The sequence below is a fragment of the Dactylosporangium sp. NPDC049742 genome (assembly GCF_040674675.1).
Taxonomy (GTDB): Bacteria; Actinomycetota; Actinomycetes; order Mycobacteriales; family Micromonosporaceae; genus Dactylosporangium; species Dactylosporangium maewongense.
Genome location: NZ_JBFANF010000062.1, coordinates 55,986 through 80,436, shown reverse-complemented (window position 1 = coordinate 80,436; position 24,451 = coordinate 55,986). Strand labels below are relative to the sequence as shown.

The following is a 24,451-nucleotide window of genomic DNA, read 5'->3' as shown; positions in this document are numbered from 1 at the left end:
TACTCATCATAAACTGCGGCGCGGGTTGCTTGGCTCCCCCGGCGCCTTGTAATTCTCCCGCAGCGGCCCCCGCCGCGGCGCGGGTGCACCGGCCGGCCCCCGCGCCATGTCCGTCTTCGAACTCTCGTCGAGAACTCTCGTCGAACCTTTGTCGAACTTTTCGTCGAACTTTTCGTCGAACTGAGGAGTGGGGTACGTGCGGACCATCGCCGTTCTCGGCGCGGGCAAGCTCGGTGAGGTGCTGCTGTCCGGGTTGCTGCGGGCCGGCTGGCCCGCCGACCGGCTCCTGGCCACCGCCCGCCGGCCCGAGCGGGCCAAGGAGCTGCAGGAGCGCTACGGCATCCAGGTCGTGGACAGCGTCACCGCGCTGCAGACCGCCGACGTGCTCACCGTCGCGGTGAAGCCGCAGGACGCCGGCGCGCTGCTGGCGGAGCTCGGCCCCAAGCTGCCCCCGGGCAAGCTCGTCGTGTCGCTCTGCGCCGGCCTGCCCACCTCGTTCTTCGCCAGGCACCTGCCCGACGGCACCCCGGTCGTCCGCGTGATGACCAACACGCCCGCCCTCGTCGACGAGGCGATGACCGCGATCTCGGCCGGCCCGCACGCCACCGCCGAGCACCTCGCGCTCACCGAGGAGATGTTCCGCCCCCTCGGCCGCACCATCCGCGTCCCCGAGTCGCAGCAGGACGCCGTCACCGCCCTGTCCGGCTCCGGCCCCGCGTACTTCTACTTCCTCGTCGAGGCGATGACCGACGCCGGCATCCTCCTCGGCCTGCCGCGCCAGGTCGCGCACGACCTCATCGTGCAGACCGCGATCGGCTCGGCGGTGATGCTGCGCGAGTCGGGCGAGCACCCCGTCAAGCTCCGCGAGGCCGTGACCTCCCCGGCCGGCACCACCATCAACGCCATCCGTGAGCTGGAGAACCATGGCGTACGGGCAGCGTTCCTCGCCGCCCTCGAAGCGGCCCGCGACCGCGCCCGGGAGCTCGCCGCACAGAGCGGCTGAAAGCGGCCCGCGACCGCGCCCGGGAGCTCGCCGCGCAGAGCGGCTGAAAGGCCGTCCGCGAGCGCGCCGCGCAGGGCGGCTGAAAGGCCGCCCGGGAGATCGCCGCGCGGAGTGGTTGAATCTGCCGGTGACCGTCACCTGTACGTGCTGCGGCACGGAGCTCGGCGACGTGCCGAGCATGTGGTCGTTCTCCGCCCCCGACACCTGGGGCGTCCCGGGTGGCGGGGGAGCGTCGTTCCTGGAGGAGGAGCTCTGCTTCGTGGAGCTGCCCGACCTCGATGAGCAGCACTTCTTCCTCCGGGCCCTGATCGAGGTCCCGGTCCGCGGCAGCAGCTCCCCGGCGGAGCCGGGCGCGCTCACGTACAGCGTCTGGGTCAGCCTCAGCCCCGCCGGCTTCGCCCGCGCCGTCGAGCAGTGGGAGGACCCCGGCCGCGCCGCCGAACCGCCGTTCTTCGGCCAGCTCGCCAACCGCATCCCCGGCCACCCCGAGACGCTCCGGCTGCGGGTGCGGGTCCACACCCGCCCGCCCGGCCTGCGGCCCCTCGTCGAGATCCGCGACCACGACCACCCCCTGGCGGTGTGGCAGCGCGACGGCATCCCCGCGCACGAGCTGCCGGCGGTCGCGGCCGCCTGCGGCGGCTGACAGTTCGTTCATTCAGGCATTCACCCGTATCAGGGGCGATCCCGTGCCCGTACCGTCACATGTAGTGAAGCTGATGTATGCCGCGACCGGCTGGCCCCCCTCCGGTCGCGCGCCCCGCGCTCGGTGCACTTCCCCAGCCGACGAGCGCGGCGTGAAGCTCGCCGTCGGCCGCAGAGGTGGTCGACGGCGGCTTTGCGGCATGATAACCGGGTGCGATTCGAAACCAGCCGCGCGCTCGACGCGATCGAGCGGAGACTGAGCGTCGACCCCCTCGCAGCCGGCGGGGTCATCGACCTGGTGGAGGCGGCCCGCAGCGTCGACCTCGACGGCGGCCGCCCGGCCGCCCTGCTGCGCCTCGGCTTGTTCGTCGACGCCCTGAGCCGGCAGCTCGGCGACGGCGGCGTCGGCCTGTACGCCGTGGCCGAACGCGGCGCCATGTCCGACACCGACTTCACGTCCAACGAGCGCATGGTCCTGCGCCGCTGGTCCGACGACGGGCTGATCGAGATGCTGCCGCCGGGCGCCCGGCCGGCCGCCAGGGCGCGGGAGGTCGCCGCGCTGACCGGCCTGCCGCTGATCAGCCGCACGCCCCTGCCCGGCCACCCCGGCCCGGTGTACCTCACCACCGGCGCGTCCGGCGGGATGGAGCTCACCCTCGCCCCGTCCACGGGGTCGTCGCCGCGGCCGCATCCGGTGCTCAGCCGGTACTGGCGCTGCGGCGCCACCGACTGCCCGACCTTCGGCCGCCAGCCCGCGGCCGGCGCCGGCCAGCCACCCCCGGCCCTGCCCAGCGGCGCCCCCGTCTGCCCGCGCCACGGCGAACGCCTCATCGACGCCGGGCCCCGCCCCGTCGCCATGACCATGGCGGTCCGCATCGACGGCAACGTCCGCGCCCGCTTCCCCCTCACCTCCGCCCGCCCCGTCGTCGTCGGCCGCGCCCCCGACGAGCCCGGCGGCATCACCATCGGCAACTGGCTCACCGACGAGTCCACCCGCCGCGTCAGCCGCAACCACGTCCGCCTGGAGCTCCGCGACGGCATGGTCCTCGTCACCGACGTCAGCACCAACGGCGCCGGCCTGCTCGCCCGCACCGGCTCCTCGGTCCCGCCCCGCGAGGTCGACCTCCACCGCGGCGAGCCCAAGGCGATGGGGGAGTGGGACGAGGTCGAGCTGTACCCGGAGGTCACCGTCGGCCGCGCCGACCGCCCGCCGGCCTCCGTCGCCAAGGGCGGCGCCCCCAACTCGGTCATGGCCGACGCCCCCACCATCGCCCTCCGCCTGCCCAAGCAGTAGCCACCCCGGAACTGCCGCAAGCACCCGGACGACAGCTGTCAGAAGTCCTGGCCGCAGACATCCGGACGCCCGCTGCCCGAAGTCCTGACGCGACCCGGACGGCCGCTGCCCGGATAAGTCCAGGCGCAAGCGCCCGGAATTATCCGACATTTCGTATTTGTCGGGCAAGGGGTGGGGCAAGCAGGCGCGAGCGGGAGTTGCCGACGGGGCAGGTGCGACACGGCGTTGTGAGCGGGCGGCAGAAAGCGGCCGTGCCGCGTGGTCGTGGCGGGGCCGGCGGGCGAGTGGTGAGCGCTGGAGGCGGCCGCGACGCCGGGGTTGTGAGCGGGTCGGCCGGGATGCGGGCGCGGCGCGGGAGATGTGAGCGGGCGGTGTGAAGCGGCCGCGGCGCCGGGGTTGGGAGCGGATCGGGTCGACTAGAGCATGCCGCGGTGGGCAGGTGCGTCGGATGGACAACGACCACGCGCAGGGCCCGGCCGACGCACCGCTCACCCTGCTCGAGTACGGGGACTACCAGTGCCCGTCCACGGGCCGGGCGTTCGGTGTCGTGGAGCGCCTCCAGCTGCACTTCGCCGAGCGGTTGCGCTTCGTGTTCCGGCACTTCCCGCTGGTCGACCAGCACCCGCGGGCGATGCCGGCGGCGCTGCTCGCGGAGGCGGCCGCCGACGCCGGATCGTTCTGGGGCATGCACGCGTTGCTCCTGTCGCACCAGAACAGCCTCGAGGACCCGGACCTGTCCCGGTACGCGGAGCAGTTCGGCCTCCCCGGCACCGGCGGCACCCGCGTGCACTACGAACGCGTCGACGCCGACCTGGCCGCCGGGCGCGCCGCGGGGGTGACCCGGACGCCGGCGTTCTTCGTCAACGGCGTCCCGCACGAGGGCGGGTTCGACTTCGGTTCGCTGGTCACGGCGATCGAGCGGGCGGCCGTACAGGCGACCGAACGCGGTCGAGAAGGGGTAAACGGGTGAGATCCGGGTGAACGGCGTCGATTGCCGGAAGAGTTACGGGTTGTCCTCCCTAGGATCTTTGAGAATAAACACAGCCAATTTTGAGCTGAACCAAGGTTGCCGCTAAGACCGTCAGGGCAACCTGTAGGGGATGCGGAACCGGTACGTAGACCTCCTGCGAGCCGTCGCGATCGTCCGGGTGGTGACCTATCACACACTCGGCTTCGCGTGGCTGACCGTCGCGTTCCCGGCCATGGGCCTGATGTTCGCGCTCGGCGGCTCCCTCATGGCCGCCTCCCTCGACCGATCCGAAGGCTTCGGGCTGAAGGCGATCGGGCGCCGCATGCGCCGCATCGTCGTGCCGTTCTGGGTGCTCGGCGCGTTCGCCATCGTCCTCATGTCGTTCATGGGCGGGCTCGAGCACACGTGGCGCCTGGTGCTGTGGTTCGTGCCCCTCGACGATCCGCCCACGTCGGAGAAGGGCGGCGTCTGGTTCAGCCAGATCTGGTACGTCCGGTCCTACCTCTGGTTCATCATCGCGTCGCCGGTACTGCTGTGGCTGTACCGCAAGGCACCCATCCCGGCGGTGCTCGTGCCGTTCGGCGTCCTGGTCGCACTGTGGGAGACCGGGCACGGCGGCGGCGGCATGATCCGCGACTTCTTCATGTACGCGCCGATGTGGATGCTCGGCTTCGCCCACCACGACGGCACCCTCCAGCGACTCTCGAAGAAGATCCTCTGGCCGGCGTGCCTGGTCATGGGCGGCATCGGTCTGTTCATGCTCTACACCAACCCCGGCCCGCGCGGGTACGACATGAACGACCTCCCGGTCGCCGACGTGCTGTGGTCGACCGCGTTCCTGCTGGTGATGCTGAACGCCGCGCCGGCCGCGCTGAGCCTGGGCGCCGCCGAGCCGGCCGTCGAGGCGATCAACCGGCGGGCGCTGACCATCTACCTGTGGCACGAGGCGGTCATCACCGCCGTCCGGCTCGCGGCGGTCGCCGCCGGCGTGTCGCTGCTCGGCCCGTACGGCGGCCTGCTCCAGGTCGTGCTCGTGTTCGCCCTGGTCACGCTCGTGGTCCTGGCGCTCGGCTGGGTCGAGGACCTCGCCGCCAGGCGCAAACCGAAGCTCATCCCGCTGCCCGGCCGGGTCCCGGCGGGCCGGCTGGAGGACCAGCGGCAACCGGTACCGGCGTAGGCCACCCGCCGGGTGGCGAACCGGACGAACCGGAAATTGCAAGACGACACGCCGACACTGGTCTTTGCTGGAACTTGCTGGAACCAGCTACCGTGCCGTTCGTGTCCGAACCGATCACCATCGAGATGCTCGAGCGGCGGATCGACCGGTTGCGTGGCGAGCTGCGAAGGGCCGCCACCACCGGTGACCGGATGCAGGCCCGTGCCCTGCGGGCCGAGCTGCGCCAGGCGGAGCACGCCTGGGACGACGCCCTCGCCGACCTGGAGGACCAGGCCAGGCCGGCGCCGCAGCCGGTGCACAAGCCGATGCTGTCGATCCGGGAACAGGTGCATCACGCGCTGACCCTGCTCACGGTGCCGGCGGCGCCGAAGCTCATCATCGCCGTCCACGACGCCTTCTTCCCGGGCGAACTCGTCGCGGCGCGCCTCACCAGCCTGCGGCGCGACGAGGAACGCTCGTTCCGCGTCCAGCCGTTCGGCCGGCCGTACTACCTCTGCCCGGCGCTGACCGCGGACCTGCTGTCACCGGCGCGCGGGCTCCTCGCGCTGTCCACCTGGCCCCTGGAGACCCGGGTGGTCGGGCCGCTCAGCGCCCGCGTCGACTTCCTCGTCGGCGCGATCAAGGTCGCCCAGCGGGTGGCGCAGCTGCCCGAGGACGCCCACGACGCCCGCCGGCTGCTGTGGCGGTTCGCCGCCAGCATCCCCGGCGCGGGTGGCGCCGGGATCACCCCTGAGTCAGTCGCCGAACTGGCCCAGGCCGAGCTGGACGTGCACCTGGACGCCGACACCGCGGACCGCGCCGCGGCGGCGATCAGGGCACAGGAACGCCTGGACGGATCCGAGGCGCTGTTCGGCGCCCGGTTGCAGCGTCTCCGTCGTACCGCGAGCAAGGCATGAACAGGCACGTGTGCGTCGCGCTGCGGCGCATGGGGGGCTCCGGGGTGGGAACCCCCCGGCCGGCCCGCGGCGTGCCGCGCCGTAGCAAGAGACCGCGAACTGCTTCCCCGAAAGAAGACCGCTCATGGACCCACTGGTCGACCGGTTGGACCGCATCCGTGGCACGGTGGCGCCGCGCAACCACAACGCGCGGACCATCGCGGCGCTCACCAGCAACCCGGGGTGCGGCCGCCGTGGACTGATGGACGCCGCCGGGGTCAACAAGGGCGCCGTCGCCGGGCAGCTCGGCTTCCCCGCCGGCTTCGGCCAGTCCAGGTTCGCGATCGCCCGCGGCAACGCGTTCGAGGCGCAGGTGAAGGCCGACGGCGCCGCCGAGCTGCTGCAGCTGCTCCGCGAGCGGCTCGGCCTGGCGATCCCCGAGGTCGCCTACGACGACCTGTCCAACGTCGGCGGCAACGCCAGCCGCGAGGTCCGGTACGCGCGGACGAAGGCGCTGCTCGCGCGGGCCGCCGCCGACCGCGACGACGCCGGGACGCTGTTCGACCACCCGATGCTGCGGCTGGAGATCGCCGGCTACTACGCGTACCTCGAACCGGACCTCATCGCGTTCCGGGCCGGCGGGAAGTTCCACGTGGTCGAGATCAAGTCGTTCGCGGTCATCGACGGCCAGGCCGACCCGGGGAAGACCGCCGCCGCGGCGACCCAGTCCGCGGTGTACGTGATGGCCATGCGCGAGCTGCTCGCCGAGCTCGGCCACCCGGAGGACACGGTGTCGCACAACGTCGTCCTCGTCTGCCCGGAGAACTTCGCGAACCGGCCGACGGCCACCCTCGTCGACGTGCGCAAGCAGCTCACCGTCCTGCGGCGGCAGCTGTCCCGGCTGACCCGGCTGGAGTCGATCCTCGACGCGCTGCCGGCCGGGCTCACCTTCGACCTCGCCTACGACGGCGAGCAGCAGGCCACCCGCCCCGCCGACGAGCTGCGCAAGGCCGTCAGCACGATCGACGCCCGGTACAGCCCGGACTGCCTCGGCACGTGCGAGATGGCGTTCTTCTGCCGCGACGAGGCGGCCGGGTCGACGTCCGCGCTGGGCCGCTCGGTGCGCGACGACCTCGGCGGGGTGGAGAGCATCGGCACGGTCCTCGGCCTGGCCCGCGGGACGCTGACGCCGGGCGCCGGCCAGGAGGAGATCGCCGGCCTGCTGCGCTTCGCGCACAAGCTGCGCACCGAGTGCCTCGACGGCATCGGCTGACCGCCGTGAGCAACGTGTCCGAGCCGCGCGAGCTGTGTGAGCCGTTGACGTGAGCATCCTTACGGCCCTCGCCAGGGCGGAGGCGGTCGAGTCGGGGAAAGCCCAGCCCCTGACCACCGTCCGGCACACCCACATCGCCGCGAACCCCCTCGTCCTCGTGCCGCTCAGCCTCGCCGGCGAGGCGGCCGCGCCCCTCGCCGCGATCGTCGGCACCGACCCGGACGAGCCGCGGCTGCTCGTCGTCGCCAACCCGCGCGACCGCACCCAGCGCTTCGACTTCGTCGCCGAGCTCGCCCGCGTCGTGCTGTCCTACGTGGACGGCTGCGCGCGCAGCGTCGACTCGGCCACGTCCGGCACGAAGCTGCGGTACGCCGAGGCCCCGCAGGTCATCGTCCCCAACCGGGGCGGGATCGAGTTCGTGCGCCTGCTGGGCCGCTCGACCAGGTTCCGCCGGCCGTTCGGGCCGTACCCCGTACACCGGACCGTGCCGATCCTCGGGCAGTGGCTGACGTTCCTGCGGGAACGCGCCGACCACCCCGGCTCGTCGATGCTGCTGGCCATGACCGAGGTCCTCGGCAACCACTGGGCGACCGGGCAGAGCGGCCTGGAGGACGCCAACCTCGCCGCCCTGCTCGGCTGGATCGACCCGCCCGGCGGCCTGGACGGCGCCGCCGCGGCCGCGCTCGCCGAGGACCCGCTGCGCTCACCGCCGGCCGGGCCGAGCACCGACCCGACGTTCGACAACGAGATCCTCGCGCCGGCCCTCGCCACCGTCGCCCGGTCGGACGACGACTTCGCCCGGGAGCGGGCCCTCGCGGCGCTGACCGCGGCCGTCGCCGACCAGATGCAGCCCACCTGGGACCTGACCTGGCAGGCCGTCCGGCTCCTGCGGGCCCGGCCCGCCGGCGCGTCCGTCGAGACCCGCTGGGCCATGGACCGCGACGTCTTCACCATGTACCACATGGGCCTCGCCGACGGGACCGCGCTGCCGCAGCCCCGGCGGGACAGCGCGGTCGCCGCCGCCGGCCGCCTCGACCGGCTCGAACGCGAGCAGGCCCGGTTCGACGCGCAGCGGGCCCTCGACGACCCGCTCGTCATGGCCGAGTTCCGGCTGTCCGGGGAGGCCTTCACCGGTACCGTCGTCGCGGCGTCGCCGAACCGGGTCGACACGTCGGGCAAGAAGGCGGCGCTGCGCCCGCACATCACCGTCCAGACGGACGACCCGGTGCGGCTCGAGCCGGGCGCGCTGCTGGTCTCCCCGGCGCGCCTCGCCCAGCAGGCGATGGTCGTGGAGGTGTCCAGCGTGGACGTCACCCTGGAGCTGTCGAAGGGCATGGGCCGCTCCACGAAGCAGCCGGCGCCGGGGTCGGTGCCGGAGGTGGGGGAGCGCGTCACGTACGGGCCGGTCACCGACGCGTACCAGCCGCCGGGCCGCTTCCCGAGCCGCGACGACACCCCGTGGACGCACGGCGGCCCGCCGCCGACGGTCGAGTACGGCCCCAGCGAGAACGACGCCGTGGAGGACTGGTCGTGAGGTTTCTGCCCGACGTTGTGGGGGGTTGGTCGTGACCGGCGTCATCGAGGACATCCTGCGCGACTTCGGCTCGGCCGCCGGGCGTGGCGTCGTGGTCGACTCCCCGCCCGGTGCCGGGAAGTCGACGCTGGTGGTGCGCGCCGCTCGTACATTGGCGGAATCCGGCGAACGGCTGATGGTGGTCGCCCAGACCAACGAGCAGGTCGACGACCTCATCGACCGGCTCGCCACCGCCGCGCCGACCCTCGCCATCGGCCGGCTGTCCGCGTCGACCTACGTCCCCGCCCAGCGCGTCATCAGGCACGGCACCGTCACCGTCAGCGGCGCCGTCAGCGACATGAACGCCAGCGCCGTCACCATCGGCACCGCCGCGAAGTGGGCCACCGTCACCGACGGCAGCTGGGAGCGGGCGATCGTCGACGAGGCGTACCAGATGCGCTCCGACATGCTGTTACGCGTCGCCGGCCGCTTCTCCCGCGCGCTCTTCGTCGGCGACCCCGGCCAGCTGGACCCCTTCTCCGTCGTCGCCGTGGAACGCTGGGCGGGCCTGTCCTGGGACCCGATGCAGAGCGCGGTCGCGGTCCTGCTGCGGCACAACCCCGACCTGCCCGTCCACCGGCTGCCCGTGTCGTGGCGCCTCCCGCCGTCGGCGGCGGCGGTGGTGTCCTCGGCGTTCTACCCGTTCACGCCGTTCGAGGCCGGCACGAAACCGCTGGACCGCCGCCTGGAGTTCGCCGCCCGTGCCCTCGGCGGCGACCACGATCTTTTCCGCCTCGACGCGACCCTGGAGACCGCCCGCCGGACCGGCTGGGCGCTGCACGAGCTGCCGGCCCGGCACACGGTGCGCACCGACCGGGAGGCGGTCGCCGCGATCGCCGCCCTGGTGAACCGGCTGCTGCAGCGCGGCCCCGTCGCCTACTCCGAGCACGCCCCGGACGGCCGCCCCGTCACCGTCGACCGGATCGCCGTCGGCGCCGCCCACCGCGACCAGGTCGCCGCGATCCGCCAGGCCCTGGCCGGCACCGCCGCCACCGACGTCACGGTCGACACCGCGAACCGCCTCCAGGGCCGCGAGTACGACGTCACCGTCATCCTGCACCCCCTCTCCGGCCGCCGCGACGCGAGCGCCTTCCACCTGGAGGCCGGCCGCCTGTGCGTGCTCGCCTCCCGCCACCGGCACGCCTGCGTCGTCGTCGCCCGGGCCGGCATCGCCGAACTCCTCGACACCCACCCGTCCGCCGAGCCCGTCCACCTGAACGTCCCGGTCCGCTTCCCCGACGGCTGGGAGGCCAACCAGGCGATGCTCGCCCACCTCAGCTCCACCCATTGACGACACTCGTGCCCCGTTTCCCGGCTGCCGCCGGCTCCTCATGAGCAACAGCTTCCGCGCGGTTCCCGCCCCTCCTCCACAGACATCGATCAATGCCCCAAAATGCCCCTTTCCGGGATAGACGTTGCGCGATCCACCCCCAAAACAAAGATCGAACTGTAGGTGGATCGCGCACTGTCTATTGCACAAAGGGGGCAAAGCTGGGCATTGACCAACGTCTGCGCGCCGACGCGGCTGGCGGGTCGGACCGTGGCGGGCTGACTGGCGACAGCGGTCGAGGCGCGGCGTCGTGCGAGGTGACCCGCCTGTTTTTTGTCCGCGCTGCGATCACTGCCCGACGCGCCAGCGACGACCGTCGACGTGACCACGAACCTGCTGCTGCGTCTACGAGATGCGAAGCTTGGGCGAGATAAGTCCTATAACGGATATGCGCTTTCTGGGCAAAATATGGCATTCAGGTTATTTGTGGCGACTGGGTCACGCGCGACGGATGGGCGATGCGCGACGGATGGGAAGCCAGCCAGGCGATGCTCGCCCACCTGCGGGGCGGCCGCTGACCAGCTGTTACGCCCAGACGCCGTGACGGCCACGCGCACCGAGGGTGCTCGCCGGGGGCGCGATGTGGCCGTTGTGCTGGGTCACGCGTTGCTGCCATGCGGTCGCGGTGCCCAGGGCGGGGGAGAAGGGCGACCGTCGGGGCGAGAATCAGCACGGCGAGGCCCGCGCCGGCGGTTTGGAAGGCGGAGGGGTCGCGCACGGGTGAAGCCGGTGTGTGGGCCGCTGCACGCCGAGTGTGTGTGCGGGCCGCCCGCCGTGCGTCACGCCGAGTGTGTGTGCGGGCCGCCCGCCGTGCGTCGCTGCGCAAGCGTTGATCGTGGAGCGTGAATGCGAATCAGGCGCGCGGGTGGGCGTGTGTCGTGCGCGGGTGGGGCGCGTTTCGTGGGGGTGGATGGGCGTCGACGCTGAGCGGGTTCGGAGTCCGGTCCTGCCGGCGTGGTGGCGATAGGGCACGGCCGGTGGTGCTGGACCGCTTCTGCACCGTAGCACGGATGATCTAATTGATCTGGGCGATGTTGCTCGCCGTGAGTTGGCGGTGACGGAGTGGGGCGGGGTTAGTTGTAGACGGTGGTGAGTAGGCGTTTTGCTTCGTACATGGCGGTGTCGGCGCGGTGCAGGACGTGTTGGGGTTCCTCGCCGAGGTGGAAGTGGGTGCCGCCGGCGCTGGCGCGGGCGGTGACGGATGAGGAGCCGCGCACGGCGATCGGCTCGGTGAAGGCGTGCCGGATCCGCTCCGCCAAGTCTGGTACGCCGGAGGCGCCCAGCGTGCCGTGGGTGAGCACGACGAACTCGTCGCCGCCGAGGCGGGCGACCAGGTCGCCGGTGCGGATGCAGGCGCCCAGGCGGCCGGCGACGGCGGTGAGCAGCTCGTCGCCGGCGGCGTGGCCGAGGGTGTCGTTGACGGACTTGAAGCCGTCGAGGTCGATGAAGAGCACGGCGCCCTCGCCGGTGCTGAGGGCGGCGTCCAGCGCGGACATGAACGCGCGGCGGTTCGCCAGGCCGGTGAGGGCGTCGACGTGGGCCAGGCGCCAGGTCTCGTCGAGCAGCTCGCAGGTGCGCAGGGCCGTGGCGGCCTGGTCGGCGACGCCGGCCATCCGGTTGGTGATCTCGCGGGCCCGGGCGGTGCCCTGCGGGGTGTCGTAGGCGGCGACGAGGATGCCGTACGGGTGGTCCGGCAGCGCGATGTCCACGATGATCATCATGTCGTGGCCGAAGGTGTCGAGCATCGCGCGGATGAACGGCTCGTCGCTGCTGCTGTCGTAGACGCGGGGCTGGCCGGTGCCGTCGCGGAAGCGGTCGAAGAGGGCGGTGTCCTGCGGGGACACGGTGAGGTTGTGCGCCTTGCGGAGCCGGCCGTCGCTGGCGCCCGCGTTGGCGACCATGCGGAGCTTGCCGCGCTGGTGCAGCAGTACGGTGGCGGAGTCGGCACCCATGACGGACTTGACGGCGTCGGCGGTGAACTCGGCGACCTCGGTCGAGGTCCGGGCCAGGGTGAGCTGGCGGGCGAGCGCCAGGAGGCTCTCCGCGGTCCGCTGCCGCTCGGCCGCCGTCTCCAGCGCCGACAGCGCGTCGAGGGCGACGGCCGCGAGGTTCGCGTAGGCGTCGAGCATGCGGCGTTCGGCGTCGAAGAAGTCCTCGCAGTACGCGACGAGGTAGCCGTAGTAGCGGTTGGGTGAGGCGATGTCGGCGACGATCGTGCCGGCGAAGCTGGTCGGCGGCGCGTCGGTGAGCACGGCGATCTCGGCGTCGGTGAGCCCGTAGCCGTGCACCTGCCGCGGCTGGTCCGGCGCGGGGGAGGCGACCAGCAGGAACGCCTGGGCGTTCACCGCGTAGCCGGCCCGGTCGGCGACGAGCGCGAGGGCCCGCTCCGGCTGCTCGGCGGCGACCAGCTCGGCGACCGTGCGCTGGAGCAGCTCCATCCGGCCGGCGAGGATGTCGTCGGCGGCGTCGTCGTCGCGGTGGCGGCCCCGCCACAGCCAGGAGAACAGCCGGCGCTGCCGCCAGCGGACGTTGTAGACGCACGCCTCGGCGCCGCGGACCTGGCACACGTCGTGGGTGACGGTGGCGGCGGGCAGGCCGAAGAGCGCCGGCAGCTGGGTGAGCAGCCCGCGGGTGTAGTCGCAGTCGTAGCGGCTGGGTTGGTAGCCGTTGCGCAGCCGGTACTGGACGCTGGCCGTGCCGTGTCCGGTGGAGAGCGTGGACATGTCGGCGGCGGCGTTGAACTTGGCGCTGGTGGTCGCGATGAGCCGGATGAGCTGGGTGGGGCCGCCGAGCAGCAGCAGGCCGAGCCGCAGCGGGGTGTTGACGGAGTACGACAGGATGCTCTGCCCCACGCGCAGCCCGACGGACTCGTCGCCGAGGGCCTGCGCGGCCGCCGCGAAGACGTTGATCTTCGTCTCGTAGGACCACCAGCGGCGGGCGTCGTCGTACGCCTCGGGCGGCTCGTGTTCGCCGGCGAGGTTGAGCACGTGCGTGACCGCGGTGTCGCCGCCCCTGGCGCGCACGTACCGCATGATGGTGCGCAGGGTGACACCGGCCGTCTCGCGGATCTGTTCCATGGCGCCTCCGGTGCTCGACATCGGCGCGGTGCGGGTGCGGCTGAGGCGTTCCCCGCGAGGACTGGGTAAGACTGCTCACATGGATGGCGAGCGGCCGGCGAACGTGGATGGCGAGCGGCCGGCGAACGTGGGTGACGAGCGGCCGGCGAACGAGCGTGACGAGCGTCCGACGAATGTGGATGACGAGCGGCCGGCGAACGTGGGTGACGAGCGTCCGACGAATGTGGATGACGAGCGCCCGGCGAACCTGCGTGGCGGGTGGCCGGCGAACGAGCGTAACGAGCGGCGGACGAATGCGCGCGGCGGGCGGCCGGCAGACGTGGACGGCGGGCGGGACGAGCCGCTGATCGTGGTCGACGGCGCCAACGTCGTCGGATCCGTGCCCGACGGCTGGTGGCGGGACCGGCGCGGGGCGGCCACCCGGCTCCGGGACGCCCTGGCCGCGCGGGACGCCGCCGCGCTGCCCCCGCCGCTGCTCGGCGCGGTGACCCTGGTGGTGGAGGGCGCCGCCCGCGGCGTGCCGCCGGTCGCGGGCGTGCACGTGGAAGACGCGCCGCGATCCGGGGATGACCACATCGTCGCGCTCGTCGCCGACAATGTCGGTCACCGGCCTGTCGTGGTGGTCACCGCCGACCGGGAGCTCCGCGAACGGGTGCGCGAGCTCGGTGCGAGTATTGTCAGCCCTGGCGAGTTGCGTGCCTCGATCCCATATGGTGGACGACGAGATTCTATCTAGTGGATAGGATTTGTCGTCAACATGTGCGCACCTCGGCATGGTTCCGGTGATCGGCGATGACCGGGCTTTCTCAACATGCGGGAAGGGATTGACCCATCGCCGTGCGGTGACCAGGCTGGACTCGTAGACGTGTCGTGAATGGCCGGTGAATGTCGGCCGAAAACATCAGACGAATTGTCATCGATCAATTCTGTGCGGCAGGTTACAGCCCTGTCGCTATGGGTGACGATGCTGGTAAGGTCGGTCCCATGTGCCTTGAGGTACACCTTGACCCGGCGTGGGTCTCGCGACGTGCACACCATTTCGACGGCCTTTGTCGAGTGACGGTTCGTTGATTCGGCGTCATTGCAAAGGCTTTTCGAGAGGAATTGAAAATGGCCATTTCGGTCGTCGGTGCGCCAGAGGTGGCGCCCTCGGTGGTCACCATCACCGTGCACATCACCCTCAACGGCGGTGACGAGCTCCCACCGGAGGCGTCCCGCCTGATCAGCGACCTCGAGGCGCTCGCCGCCAGCCAGGCCAAGCAGCAGATCCAGCGCACCCAGCAGCCCCAGCCCCCGTTGCAGCGCGCCGCCACGCCGGCGCACACCCTGCAGCACGGGCCGTCCCAGCACACCGGCCGCAACCTGCGGCTGGTCGAGACCCCGGACACCGTCATCGGCGGCGTCGACGCGAAGGTCAAGCGGATCGGCGCGGCCGCACCCGACGCCCCGTCGCTCTTCCTGTGCACCGGGTCCCGGCTCGTCCTGCGCGACGGCGCGCCCGTGCCGCTGACCCGCCGCGAGTACGACCTGTTCCTGTTCCTCTGCGAGCACCCGCGCCGCGTGTTCAGCCGGGCGCAGCTGCTGCGCCAGGTCTGGGGCTACGACATGGTCGGCACCGAGCGCACCGTCGACGTCCACGTGCGGCGCCTGCGGGTCAAGCTCGGCGAGGCCGCACGGATCATCGCCACCGTGCGCGGCGTCGGCTATCGTCTCGACGATGACGCCGCCGTCCAGGTTGTCGTTCGCGAGGACTGACTCCCGCGTCCCCGCCCCGCTGCTGAGCACCGCCGCGGGGACCCTGCTCCTGGTCGACCTGCTCCGGGTCTGGCTCCCGTCGATCATCACGATCTTCGGGCAGGCCGCGTCGACACCGGCCGAGCTCATGGGCGCGTTCGCGCTCCTGTGGTTCCTGGTCCCGTTCGCGGTGGTGCCGCTCGCCGCCCGGTGGGGCGCCGGGAGACACGCGGCGACGGTCGCGCTCGCCGCCGGCGCCGGGCTCGTCGCCGCCCGGTTCGCGCTGCTGTTCGTCCACGGTGGACAGGCCCAGCTGTACGTCGCCTCGATCGGCCTGCTCGCCGGGCTGTCGTGGCTCGCGGCGACCGCCGTGCGGGGCGGACCGGCGGCCGTCGGCGTCCCGGTCGGGCTCGCCGCCGCCGCGCTGCAGCACGCGGCGTTGCGCACCGTCGACCTGACGTGGCAGTCACGGTGGTGGGCCGCGCCGCTCGTCGCCGCCGAGTGCCTGGTGTTCATCTGGTACCAGCGGCGCACGCCACCCGGTAGGACGTCCGCCGCCGCCTGGTTCCTCGTGGGGCCGGCGATGCTCCTCGCCGGCATGTTCGCGCTGTCACCGGCGGTCGCGACCGTCGCCCTGTCCTACGGCTTCGACCCCGTCGCCACCACACCCCCGCCCGCCGTGCCGGAGCTGCTGCTCGGCCTGGCCGTGGTGGGCTTCCTCGCCGGGGCGACCGGCCCGCTCAGGGGCCGCTTCGAGCGGGTCGCGGCCGCGGTGACGATCGTCGCGGCGGCGATCGTCTTCGGCCTGTCACACGGCCCGGGCGGCCTGTTCGTCGCCCTGCTGCTCGGCTGCGGCGCGCTCGGCTGGGCGTTCCGCGCCGCGGCCGCCGACACGCCACCCGAGCCCGACGCCGGCCGGAACGCGCGGTCCGGGTACGCCGCCCTCGCCGGGATGCTCGTGTTCGCGGTCGCCGCCGTCGCCTACTACGCCGCCTACGACCTCGGCTACCCCAACCAGTGGGTGCCGGTCGCGGTCGCGCTCGCCCCCGCCTGGATCCTGCTGCGCTCCGGCGCCGGCGCGCCCGCGACCGGCGTGCCGTGGCGGACGGGTCTCGCGGCCGTCGCGGTGTGCCTGCTCGTGCCGCTGCTCGGGGCCACCACGACCCCGCCGGTCGAGCGGGCCGACGCGGCCGGCGCGGATCGGGGGCTGCGGCTGGCGGCGTACAACATCCGCATGGGCTTCGGGCTCGACGGCACCTTCCGGCCGGCGGCGGCGGCCCGCGCGATCGCCGCGTCGGACCCTGACGTCGTGGTCCTGTCCGAGGTGGACCGGGCGTGGGTGCTCAACGGCGGCCACGACGACCTGCGGACCCTCGCGACGCGGCTGGGGATGCGGTACTGGTTCGCCCCCGCCGCCGACGCCGTCTGGGGCGACGCGGTGCTGACGAACCTGCCGGTCACCGCCGCCGAGACGGTGCGGCTGTCGGCGGTCGGCGCGCCGACGGGCGCCCAGGCCCTCGGCGTCGTCGTGCGGTTCGGCGGCCGGGAGATCGCGGTCGTGTCGACGCACATCCAGCCGCCGCCGGACGCCGAACCCCTCGTCCAGGTCGGCGAGATCGCCGCGTTCGCGACCCGGTTCGGCGGCGACCGGCCGACGTTCATCGCCGGTGACCTCAACATCGAGCCCGGTGACGCGGCGATGCGCGCGTTCGCCGACGCCGGCTACGCGGACGGGTTCGCGGCGTTCCGGCCGGTGCGCACGTTCCCCGCCGACAAGCCCGTCAAGCAGATCGACCACGTCCTGGTCAGGGGCCTGACCTGCGCCGAGGTCAGCGTCGGCACGGCAGTGACGTCCGACCATGCGCCGATCTTCACGACATTGCGGTGATTGAGCACCGCGGTGGATGGGCAACCTGCTCTCAGAGAGAGAAAGGGGCAGCGATGAGCGTCACACATGCGAACGGGAGCAAGATCGGTGGCCCCGCCATCGATACTCGCGACGACCTTGGCAACACGGTCGACACGATGTCCGCCAAGACCAAGCAGCGCGCGGCCGAGCTGGCCGAGCAGGGCAAGGACGTGGCACGCCGTCGGCCCGTTCCGCTGGTGACCGCCGCCGCGGCCGGTGTCGCCACCGTGGTCGTCGCGGTGGTCACGGTCGTGCGGAGCCGCCGGAAGCAGACCCCGCGTCAGCGGGCCATGAAGGCTGCGACCAACGCGTGGCGGAGCACCAGCAAGAGCGTGCGGAAACGGGTCAAGCGGTAACCTCCTCTCCCGCAGTCGCGCCCCGCACCGTCCGGTGCGGGGCGCGACGTCATCGTGCCGGCACGACGGTCATGCTGCCGGCATCCGGTACGCGGCGAGCTGGGTCGCCTGCGCGACGACCCGGTCCCGCGCGTCCCAGATCTCGCAGACCTGGTCGACGAGGCTCTCGGTGAGCAGCCGGGCCCGCTGCCGGACCCGCAGCGGACCGGGGGAGGGGACCGCCCGCACGTACACGGTGAGCTCCAGCGTCGGGGTCCAGCCGTGGCTGCCGAGGGTGAACGTCGCCGGCGGGAACGCGTCCGCGGCGAACAGCAGCGACACCGGGTCCCACGCCGCGCCGTCCGGCAGCCGCAGCCAGCCGCGCAGCTCGCCGGGCGGGTCACCGACCGCCTGCCAGTCGATGCGCTGCTCGAACTGGTCCAGCATGTCGATGCGCAGCCCCGTGCCGGGCGCCTCCGACGGCGTCGGGAACAGGCCCTGCTCGGCGGCGACCGGTGGCGGCTGCGCGTCGACCCAGCGCGGCTCGCCGGCGGCCGCCAGGGTGCCGAGGGTGAACAGCGCCTCGACGCACGCGCGGTCCTTCTGCCACAGCCGCGACCGGACCTGGCTCGCGGTCCGGCCGGTGCGCAGCACCTCGACGGTGACGGTGGCCGGGCCGGGGTCCGGCGGCGACAGGTAGACCGCGCTCGCCGACAGCGGGTCGGGGTGCGTGCCGGCGTCCTCGACCGCGGCGCGGGCGAGGATCGCCAGGAGGTAGCCGCCGTTGGGCTTGCCGCCGACAGTCCACAGTGGATCGAGCTCGGCGTCGAAGCCGTCGCCGGTGGGCCGGACCTGCGTCGCCTCGGTGAACGCTGCCACGCCTGCCTCCTTCTGGTTGGATGACGGCATGGCGCGAACGCGGCTCTACCGCAACGGTGACCTGGTGGCCGAGGATTTCCCGCTCGACGATATCTCGGAGCACCTGGCCGCCGAGGACACGGTGGTGTGGCTGGATCTCGTGTCGCCGTCGCCGCAGGTGTACGAGCGGGTGCAGGAGGAGTTCGGCCTGCACCAGCTGGCGATCGAGGACGCGTCGTCGCCCCGGGAGCGGCCGAAGCTGAGCCACTACCACGGGCACCTGTTCCTCAGCGCGTACCAGGCGACCTTCGAGGGCGACGGCGGCGAGCTGACCGTGTGCCCGGTGTCGGCGTTCATCACCGGCCGGGCGTTGATCACCGTGCACGGCGACGGGTTCGACATGGACGCCGCGGTACGCCGCTGGGACGCGACGTCCGAGCTGGCCCGGCACGGCGTGGCGTACCTCCTGCACGGGCTGCTCGACGTCGTCGTCGACGGGCACTTCGACGCGGTGCAGGCGCTCGACGACGCCCTGGAGGCCCTCGAGGACACGCTCTTCGAGGAGACCCCGCAGGCGGTCCGGCAGGTGCAGCAGCGCAGCTTCCGGCTCCGGCGCAGCCTCAGCCACCTGCGCAAGGTCGTGCTGCCGATGCGCGAGGTGGTCAACGGCCTGACCCGCGCCAAGCTCGTCGACGAGGAGATCGCCCCCTACTACCAGGATCTGTACGACCATGTGCTGAGGGTCACGGAGTGGACGGAGGGGCTGCGCGACTTCGTCGCGACCATCCTGGAGTCGAACCTCGCGGTCCAGGGCAACCGGATGAACAACATCATGAAGAAGGTCACCAGCTGGGCGGCCATCATCGCGGTGCCCACGGCTGTTACGGGTTACTACGGGCAGAATCTGCCTTTTCCGGGTTATGAGCACCACGCCGGGTTCGTGACCTCCGCCGTGCTGATCGTGGTGCTGTCCGTGTGGCTGTACGTCACCTTCAAACGCAAGGACTGGTTATGAGCGACCACTTCGATGTTGTAGTCCTCGGTGCGGGTCCCGGCGGCTACACCGCCGCCGTGCGCGCCGCGCAGCTCGGCCTGCGCACCGCGATCGTCGAGGACAAGTACTGGGGCGGCGTCTGCCTCAACGTCGGCTGCATCCCCAGCAAGGCGCTGCTGCGCAACGCGGAGCTGGCGCACATCTTCACCGCCGAGGCCAAGACGTTCGGCATCCAGGGCTCGGTGACCTTCGACTACGGCGCCGCGTTCCAGCGCAGCCGCAAGGTGGCCGACGGCCGGGTCAAGGGCGTGCACTACCTCATGAAGAAGAACGAGATCCGCCAGTACCACGGCCGCGGCGTCTTCCTCGACGACCACACCCTGCAGGTCGGCGACGACACGGTGACGTTCGCCAACGCGATCATCGCCACCGGTGCGACCACCCGGCTGCTGCCCGGCACGTCGCTGTCCGACAAGGTCGTCACGTACGAGGAGCAGATCCTGTCCGAGGAGCTGCCGTCGTCGATCATCATCGCCGGGGCCGGCGCGATCGGGGTCGAGTTCGCCTACGTGCTGCACAACTACGGGGTCAAGGTCACCATCGTCGAGTTCCTCGACCGGCTCGTCCCGCTGGAGGACGCCGAGGTGTCCGCCGAGCTGGCGAAGCGGTACAAGCGCCTCGGCATCCAGGTGCTGACCTCGACGCGGGTCTCCGCCGTCGCCGAGACCGCCGACGGCGTGAGCGTCGAGGTCGTCGGGAAGGACGGCGCCGCGCAGGTGCTCGAGGCGGACAAGCTGCTGCAGGCGATCGGCTTCCAGCCGCGCGTCGCGGGGTACGGGCTGGAGAAGACCGGCGTGGCGCTCACCGAGCGCGGGGCGATCGACGTCGACGGGCGGCTGCGCACCAACGTGCCGCACATCTACGCCATCGGCGACGTCACCGCGAAGCTGATGCTCGCGCACGCCGCCGAGTCGATGGGCATCATCGCCGCCGAGACGATCGCCGGCGCGGAGACGATGGAGCTCGACTACGTCATGATCCCCCGCGCGACGTACTGCCAGCCGCAGATCGCCAGCTTCGGCTGGACCGAGGCGCAGGCCCGCGAGAAGGGCTTCGACGTGAAGGTCGTCAAGTTCCCGTACACCGCCAACGGCAAGGCGCACGGCCTCGGCGACGCGACCGGCTTCGTGAAGATCATCAGCGACGGCAAGTACGGCGAGCTGCTCGGTGCGCACCTCATCGGGCCGGAGGTCACCGAGCTGCTGCCGGAGCTGACCCTGGCGCAGCAGTGGGACCTGACGGTGCACGAGGTCGCCCGCAACGTCCACGCCCACCCGACCCTCGGCGAGGCCGTCAAGGAAGCGATCCACGGCCTGGCCGGCCACATGATCAACATGTAGCTCGCGGGCTCCGGCACCGTGGGCTGCGTCTCAGTTCCCGCGGACCGGGCGCACGCGTTCCGTGCGCCGGGCCCGCGCGTTCCGTGCGCCCGGCCCGTGTTCCGTGGTCCGGGTCCGTGCGTTCCGTACTCCGGGACCGGGCGGGATGGCGACACCCGTCCGGGCCGAGGGGTCGGTAGGCTTTTGCGTATGCGGCAGGAGTGGCACCACTTCACATACCCCGGTCCCGAGATCTCCCGAGTGGCCGTCGCGGGCAACTCCGAGGACGACGAGTTCGGTCTCGACCACTGGCGCGCCCTGCCCCGTGCGCAGACCCCGCCGTGGCCCGACCAGGCGGCGGTCGACGAGGTCGGCCAGCTGCTGGCGTCGGTGCCGCCGATCGTCGCGCCCTACGAGGTCGACCAGCTCCGCGAGCGGCTCGCCCTCGTCGCCGACGGCAAGGCGTTCATGCTGCAGGGCGGCGACTGCGCCGAGACGTTCGCCGACAACACCGAGGCGCACGTCCTGGGCAACGCCCGCACGCTGCTGCAGATGGCGGTCGTGCTCACCTACGGCGCGTCCCTGCCCGTGATCAAGCTCGGCCGGGTCGCCGGCCAGTTCACCAAGCCACGCTCCGCGGCCCTCGATTCGCTGGGGCTTCCGGCGTACCGCGGCGACATGATCAACTCGTTGGACCAGGACCCTGAGGCCCGCGTCGCCGACCCGCAGCGGATGATCCGCGCCTACGCCAACTCGTCCAGCGCCATGAACATGCTCCGCGCGTACCTCGGCGGCGGCATGGGCGACCTGCACGCCGTCCACGACTGGAACAAGGGCTTCGTCGTCACCTCGCCCGCCGGCCAGCGCTACGAGGCGATCGCCCGCGAGATCGACCGCGCGCTGCGCTTCATGCAGGCCTGCGGCGTCAACGACGACGAGGCGCTGCGCACCGTCACCCTGTACTGCTCGCACGAGGCCCTCGCCCTGGAATACGAGCGGCCGCTCGCCCGGATCGCCGGCGGCCGGCCGTACGGGCTGTCCGGGCACTTCCTGTGGATCGGCGAGCGCACCCGCCAGATCGACGGCGCCCACGTCGACTTCATGTCGCGCATCGCCAACCCGATCGGCGTCAAGCTCGGCCCCAGCACCGCCCCCGAGCAGGCGCTCGAGCTGTTCGAGAAGCTCAACCCCGACAACATCCCGGGCCGGCTCACGTTCGTCGCCCGCATGGGCAGCAACAAGGTCCGCGACGCGCTCCCGCCGATCGTGGAGAAGGTCACCGCGGCCGGCTGCCGCGTCGTCTGGCAGTGCGACCCCATGCACGGCAACACCCACGAGTCGTCCAACGGGTACAAGACCCGGCACTTCGACCGCATCGTCGACGAGGTCCTCGGCTACTTCGAGGTCCACCGCGAGCTGGAGACCCACCCGGGCGGCCTGCACGTCGAGCTGACCGGCGAGGACGTCACCGAGTGCCTCGGCGGCGCCCAGGCGATCGTCGACGAGGACCTCCCCGGCCGGTACGAGACCGCCTGCGACCCGCGCCTCAACACGCAGCAGTCCCTGGAGCTGGCGTTCCTCGTCGCGGAGATGCTGCGTGGCTGATGTGTTAGCGGATCTTCGTTCGGACACCGTCACCCGGCCGACGCCGGCCATGCGTGCTGCCATGGCTTCGGCGCCGGTCGGGGACGACGTGTTCGACGAGGACCCGACGCTGCACGAGCTGCAGTCCTACGCCGCCTCGCTGTTCGGCCACGAGGCGGCCCTCTTCACGCCGTCCGGCTGCATGGCCAACCAGATCGCCCTGCAGCTCGTCGTCCCGCGCGCCGGCGAGCTGCTCTGCGACGCCGACGCGCACGTCGTCACGTACGAGATGGGCGCCGCCGCCGCGTACGGCGGCATCTCCACCCGCACGTGGCCCTTCGCCGGCGGTGCTCTCGACGTGGCCACGGTCGCCGGAATGATCCGCCAGCCCGGCGGCTACACCGTCGCCACCAGCGCGATCGCCGTCGAACAGACCCACAACCGCGGCGGCGGCACCATCATCCCGCTGGAGGCCCTGCAGGCGCTGCGCACCGTCTGCGACGACGCCGGCCTGCTGCTGCACTGCGACGGCGCCCGCATCTGGCACGCGCACGTCGCCACCGGCGTCCCCCTGGCGACGTACGGGCAGCTCTTCGACACCCTCTCCGTCTGCCTCTCCAAGGGCCTCGGCGCGCCCGTCGGCTCCCTGGTGATCGGCTCCGCCGCCCGCATCGCCGAGGCCCGCCTGATCCGTAAGCGCCTCGGCGGCGGCATGCGGCAGGCCGGCATCCTCGCCGCCGGCGGCCTGTACGCCCTCCGCCACCACATCGACCGCCTCGCCGACGACCACGCCAAGGCGCAGCACCTGGCGGCGGCGCTCGCCCCGACCGGCGCCGCGGACCCCGCCCGCGTCGAGACCAACCTGGTCATGCTGGACCTGCGCGCGGCGCCGCTGGACGCGGCGCAGCTGACGGCGGCAGCCGCCGAGCAGGGCGTGCTGGTGTCCCCGTTCGGCCCGCGGACGGTCCGCCTCACCACCCACCTCGACCTCACCGACGACGCCGTCTCCACCGCCGCCGCGGTCCTGACGAAGCTCCTGACCTGATCTGACCTCACCTGCTCGGCCTTCTTGGTCACTGCGGGCCATCGCTGGCCGGGCGGGGTTTGCCCGGTTGCCTGTCGCGCTCAATGATGTCCAGGTGTGGGATCCCGCGGACGAGGCCGAACCGCCGGCACGACGGCTGCGATGGGCTGTCGCTGCCGCCGCGGCGACAACCGCTGTCATCGTGGCGGCCGTGGGGACGGTTGCGTGGACGTCCGTGTCGCCGATGCTGTCGATGTTCACCACCCCCGAGTGCACCGAACACGACCGGCGGCTCACCGAACAGCTCGCGGCCGACCCGGTCCTCACCACCCTCCGCCCCGGCCTGACCCGCACCGGCGACCACCACGCGGCACCGTGCCAGCGCGACAGCGACGACTCGGGCATCGCGTCGACCATGATCGGCGCGGACCCGTCCCTCCCCCAGGACGCGGTGGTCGCGTACTACCGCGGTCTCCTCGAAGACGGCGGATGGACCATCGCGACCGGCGACCTGGCCGTCCTGCTCTGCGCCGACCGCCGGTTCGACGGCCAGCAGGTCCGGTTCACGCTGCACGGATCGAGCGGCTCACCGCAGTACGCGCTCGAGATCGTCTTCCGCCCCGACCGGCATGACCTCGCCTGCACCTAGGTTCGCCGCCGTTCAGCGGTGCCCAGCAGGTCGGTGAGCACAACCCTGGGCGGTGTCGTGTCGACTCTGGACGTGGCCGACGAGTGCGCACTGGCGTCCCCGATCCTGGTTCGACCTGCGGCTCACACTTGTCGACAAGTGACGCGTGTTCTCACGAACACGGGCGCCAGATGAGCCGGCGACGTGGCCTCCTGGAGCGCGGCGATCCCGATGCCGGCATTGTCATGTCGGGCCAGCGGTGACAATTGGACGCCGGTCGTCGGGCCTGGTCGTGACGCCTCGGGTCTGTCCCGAGCGGCGAGCCTCTGACCTGACCCCCGTTCCCGCTGGATCGCACGTGGCGAAACAGCACCGTCCGCGCGTGGCGGGGCAGCCCCAGATCGCGCGTGGCGAAACAGCACCGTCCGCGCGTGGCGGGGCAGCCCCAGATCGCGCGTGGCGAAACAGCACCATCCGCGCGTGGCGGGGCAGCCCCAGATCTCGCGTGGCGAGGGAGCTTGCCGGGCGGCAGGTTCGGCGCGCTTGCGGGCACGCGATCCTGCCGTCTGCGGTCCAGCACACATGCAGCACCACCAACCGGCGCCCGCCGAGCACGCCGCCCCGCCCCGGACGCGATCACGCGCCTGTCGTCCGCGCGCCTGTCGTCCGCGCGCCTGTCGTCCGTGCGCCTGTCGTCCGTGCGCCTGCCGCCGGGGCGGGTTCCGTGCGCGCGGGCGTGTGTGGGAGGCGGGTTGGGCGGCTTCGGTCCTGCGGGCCACAGCGGCGACTCGC

20 protein-coding genes are annotated in these 24,451 nt (G+C 72.3%); 18 read left to right on the top strand and 2 right to left on the bottom strand.

Annotated elements, in window-relative coordinates:
- Positions 1-196 precede the first annotated feature (196 nt).
- The 9 genes from proC to AB0J72_RS46380 all read left to right on the top strand — a co-directional run bounded on the left by proC (position 197) and on the right by AB0J72_RS46380 (position 10,098).
- On the top strand, positions 197-1,003 hold the full coding sequence (gene proC / locus AB0J72_RS46420) for a pyrroline-5-carboxylate reductase (RefSeq protein WP_344506291.1): 807 nt from the start codon (positions 197-199) through the stop codon (positions 1,001-1,003).
- A gap of 127 nt (positions 1,004-1,130) precedes the next feature.
- A complete protein-coding gene (locus tag AB0J72_RS46415) occupies positions 1,131-1,646 on the top strand; it encodes a DUF2199 domain-containing protein (RefSeq protein WP_363412004.1) in 516 nt (171 codons plus the stop codon).
- A gap of 210 nt (positions 1,647-1,856) precedes the next feature.
- Positions 1,857-2,939: an FHA domain-containing protein gene (locus AB0J72_RS46410; RefSeq protein WP_363412002.1), complete on the top strand. Its 1,083-nt coding sequence runs from the start codon at positions 1,857-1,859 to the stop codon at positions 2,937-2,939.
- A 448-nt stretch (positions 2,940-3,387) separates the two neighbouring features.
- Positions 3,388-3,909, top strand: a complete 522-nt coding sequence (locus AB0J72_RS46405) for a thioredoxin domain-containing protein (RefSeq protein WP_363412000.1) — start codon at positions 3,388-3,390, stop codon at positions 3,907-3,909.
- A gap of 130 nt (positions 3,910-4,039) precedes the next feature.
- Positions 4,040-5,086 carry an acyltransferase gene (locus AB0J72_RS46400; RefSeq protein ID WP_363411998.1) on the top strand — a complete coding sequence of 349 codons (1,047 nt, stop codon included), beginning with the start codon at positions 4,040-4,042 and terminating at the stop codon, positions 5,084-5,086.
- 101 nt (positions 5,087-5,187) lie between these two features.
- Complete coding sequence (locus tag AB0J72_RS46395; RefSeq protein ID WP_363411996.1) at positions 5,188-5,982, top strand: hypothetical protein; 795 nt, start codon at positions 5,188-5,190, stop codon at positions 5,980-5,982.
- Positions 5,983-6,106: 124 nt separating this feature from the next.
- Positions 6,107-7,234, top strand: a complete 1,128-nt coding sequence (locus AB0J72_RS46390) for a hypothetical protein (RefSeq protein WP_363411994.1) — start codon at positions 6,107-6,109, stop codon at positions 7,232-7,234.
- A 49-nt stretch (positions 7,235-7,283) separates the two neighbouring features.
- Complete coding sequence (locus AB0J72_RS46385) at positions 7,284-8,768, top strand: hypothetical protein (protein ID WP_363411992.1); 1,485 nt, start codon at positions 7,284-7,286, stop codon at positions 8,766-8,768.
- 31 nt (positions 8,769-8,799) lie between these two features.
- Complete coding sequence (locus AB0J72_RS46380; protein ID WP_363411990.1) at positions 8,800-10,098, top strand: AAA domain-containing protein; 1,299 nt, start codon at positions 8,800-8,802, stop codon at positions 10,096-10,098.
- A 1,112-nt stretch (positions 10,099-11,210) separates the two neighbouring features.
- On the opposite strand, the gene AB0J72_RS46375 is transcribed toward AB0J72_RS46380, so the two are convergent.
- Positions 11,211-13,214, bottom strand: coding sequence for a sensor domain-containing diguanylate cyclase (locus AB0J72_RS46375; protein ID WP_363411988.1), 2,004 nt, complete (start codon positions 13,212-13,214; stop codon positions 11,211-11,213).
- Positions 13,215-13,533: 319 nt separating this feature from the next.
- Here AB0J72_RS46375 and AB0J72_RS46370 point away from each other — a divergent pair, with 319 nt between their 5' ends.
- The 4 genes from AB0J72_RS46370 to AB0J72_RS46355 all read left to right on the top strand — a co-directional run bounded on the left by AB0J72_RS46370 (position 13,534) and on the right by AB0J72_RS46355 (position 17,213).
- Positions 13,534-13,950, top strand: a complete 417-nt coding sequence (locus AB0J72_RS46370) for a hypothetical protein (RefSeq protein ID WP_354903496.1) — start codon at positions 13,534-13,536, stop codon at positions 13,948-13,950.
- A gap of 374 nt (positions 13,951-14,324) precedes the next feature.
- The gene (locus AB0J72_RS46365; protein WP_363411986.1) at positions 14,325-14,969 is read left to right on the top strand and encodes a winged helix-turn-helix domain-containing protein; all 645 of its coding nucleotides are present in this window, start codon (positions 14,325-14,327) and stop codon (positions 14,967-14,969) included.
- Positions 14,932-16,836 carry an endonuclease/exonuclease/phosphatase family protein gene (locus tag AB0J72_RS46360; RefSeq protein WP_363411985.1) on the top strand — a complete coding sequence of 635 codons (1,905 nt, stop codon included), beginning with the start codon at positions 14,932-14,934 and terminating at the stop codon, positions 16,834-16,836. The genes AB0J72_RS46365 and AB0J72_RS46360 overlap by 38 nt, the downstream gene beginning before the upstream one ends.
- Positions 16,837-16,889: 53 nt before the next feature.
- Complete coding sequence (locus AB0J72_RS46355) at positions 16,890-17,213, top strand: hypothetical protein (RefSeq protein ID WP_363411983.1); 324 nt, start codon at positions 16,890-16,892, stop codon at positions 17,211-17,213.
- A 69-nt stretch (positions 17,214-17,282) separates the two neighbouring features.
- Here the strand turns inward: AB0J72_RS46355 and AB0J72_RS46350 are convergent, their stop codons facing one another.
- Positions 17,283-18,071: a thioesterase family protein gene (locus tag AB0J72_RS46350; RefSeq protein WP_363411981.1), complete on the bottom strand. Its 789-nt coding sequence runs from the start codon at positions 18,069-18,071 to the stop codon at positions 17,283-17,285.
- A 28-nt stretch (positions 18,072-18,099) separates the two neighbouring features.
- Between AB0J72_RS46350 and AB0J72_RS46345 the strand changes: the two genes are divergently transcribed.
- From AB0J72_RS46345 to AB0J72_RS46325, 5 genes are all read left to right on the top strand, one after another.
- Complete coding sequence (locus AB0J72_RS46345) at positions 18,100-19,065, top strand: magnesium transporter CorA family protein (protein ID WP_363411979.1); 966 nt, start codon at positions 18,100-18,102, stop codon at positions 19,063-19,065.
- A complete protein-coding gene (lpdA, locus tag AB0J72_RS46340; protein ID WP_363411977.1) occupies positions 19,062-20,444 on the top strand; it encodes a dihydrolipoyl dehydrogenase in 1,383 nt (460 codons plus the stop codon). The genes AB0J72_RS46345 and lpdA overlap by 4 nt, the downstream gene beginning before the upstream one ends.
- 189 nt (positions 20,445-20,633) lie before the next feature.
- Positions 20,634-22,028, top strand: a complete 1,395-nt coding sequence (locus AB0J72_RS46335) for a class II 3-deoxy-7-phosphoheptulonate synthase (RefSeq protein ID WP_363411975.1) — start codon at positions 20,634-20,636, stop codon at positions 22,026-22,028.
- The gene (locus AB0J72_RS46330; RefSeq protein ID WP_363411973.1) at positions 22,021-23,052 is read left to right on the top strand and encodes a GntG family PLP-dependent aldolase; all 1,032 of its coding nucleotides are present in this window, start codon (positions 22,021-22,023) and stop codon (positions 23,050-23,052) included. Before AB0J72_RS46335 ends, AB0J72_RS46330 begins: the two co-directional genes overlap by 8 nt.
- Before the next feature lie 190 nt (positions 23,053-23,242).
- Positions 23,243-23,680 (top strand): hypothetical protein, encoded by a 438-nt coding sequence (locus tag AB0J72_RS46325; RefSeq protein ID WP_363411971.1) that lies wholly within the window; start codon positions 23,243-23,245, stop codon positions 23,678-23,680.
- Positions 23,681-24,451: the final 771 nt, after the last annotated feature.

Excerpts from the sequence above, each read along its gene's own strand:
- AB0J72_RS46355 (WP_363411983.1), top strand. The coding sequence starts at position 16,890 with ATGAGCGTCACACATGCGAACGGGAGCAAGATCGGTGGCCCCGCCATC.
- AB0J72_RS46365 (WP_363411986.1), top strand. The coding sequence starts at position 14,325 with ATGGCCATTTCGGTCGTCGGTGCGCCAGAGGTGGCGCCCTCGGTGGTC.
- AB0J72_RS46345 (WP_363411979.1), top strand. The coding sequence starts at position 18,100 with ATGGCGCGAACGCGGCTCTACCGCAACGGTGACCTGGTGGCCGAGGAT.
- AB0J72_RS46400 (WP_363411998.1), top strand. The coding sequence starts at position 4,040 with ATGCGGAACCGGTACGTAGACCTCCTGCGAGCCGTCGCGATCGTCCGG.
- lpdA (WP_363411977.1), top strand. The coding sequence starts at position 19,062 with ATGAGCGACCACTTCGATGTTGTAGTCCTCGGTGCGGGTCCCGGCGGC.
- AB0J72_RS46335 (WP_363411975.1), top strand. The coding sequence starts at position 20,634 with ATGCGGCAGGAGTGGCACCACTTCACATACCCCGGTCCCGAGATCTCC.
- AB0J72_RS46375 (WP_363411988.1), bottom strand. The coding sequence starts at position 13,214 with ATGGAACAGATCCGCGAGACGGCCGGTGTCACCCTGCGCACCATCATG.
- AB0J72_RS46405 (WP_363412000.1), top strand. The coding sequence starts at position 3,388 with ATGGACAACGACCACGCGCAGGGCCCGGCCGACGCACCGCTCACCCTG.
- AB0J72_RS46390 (WP_363411994.1), top strand. The coding sequence starts at position 6,107 with ATGGACCCACTGGTCGACCGGTTGGACCGCATCCGTGGCACGGTGGCG.
- AB0J72_RS46360 (WP_363411985.1), top strand. The coding sequence starts at position 14,932 with ATGACGCCGCCGTCCAGGTTGTCGTTCGCGAGGACTGACTCCCGCGTC.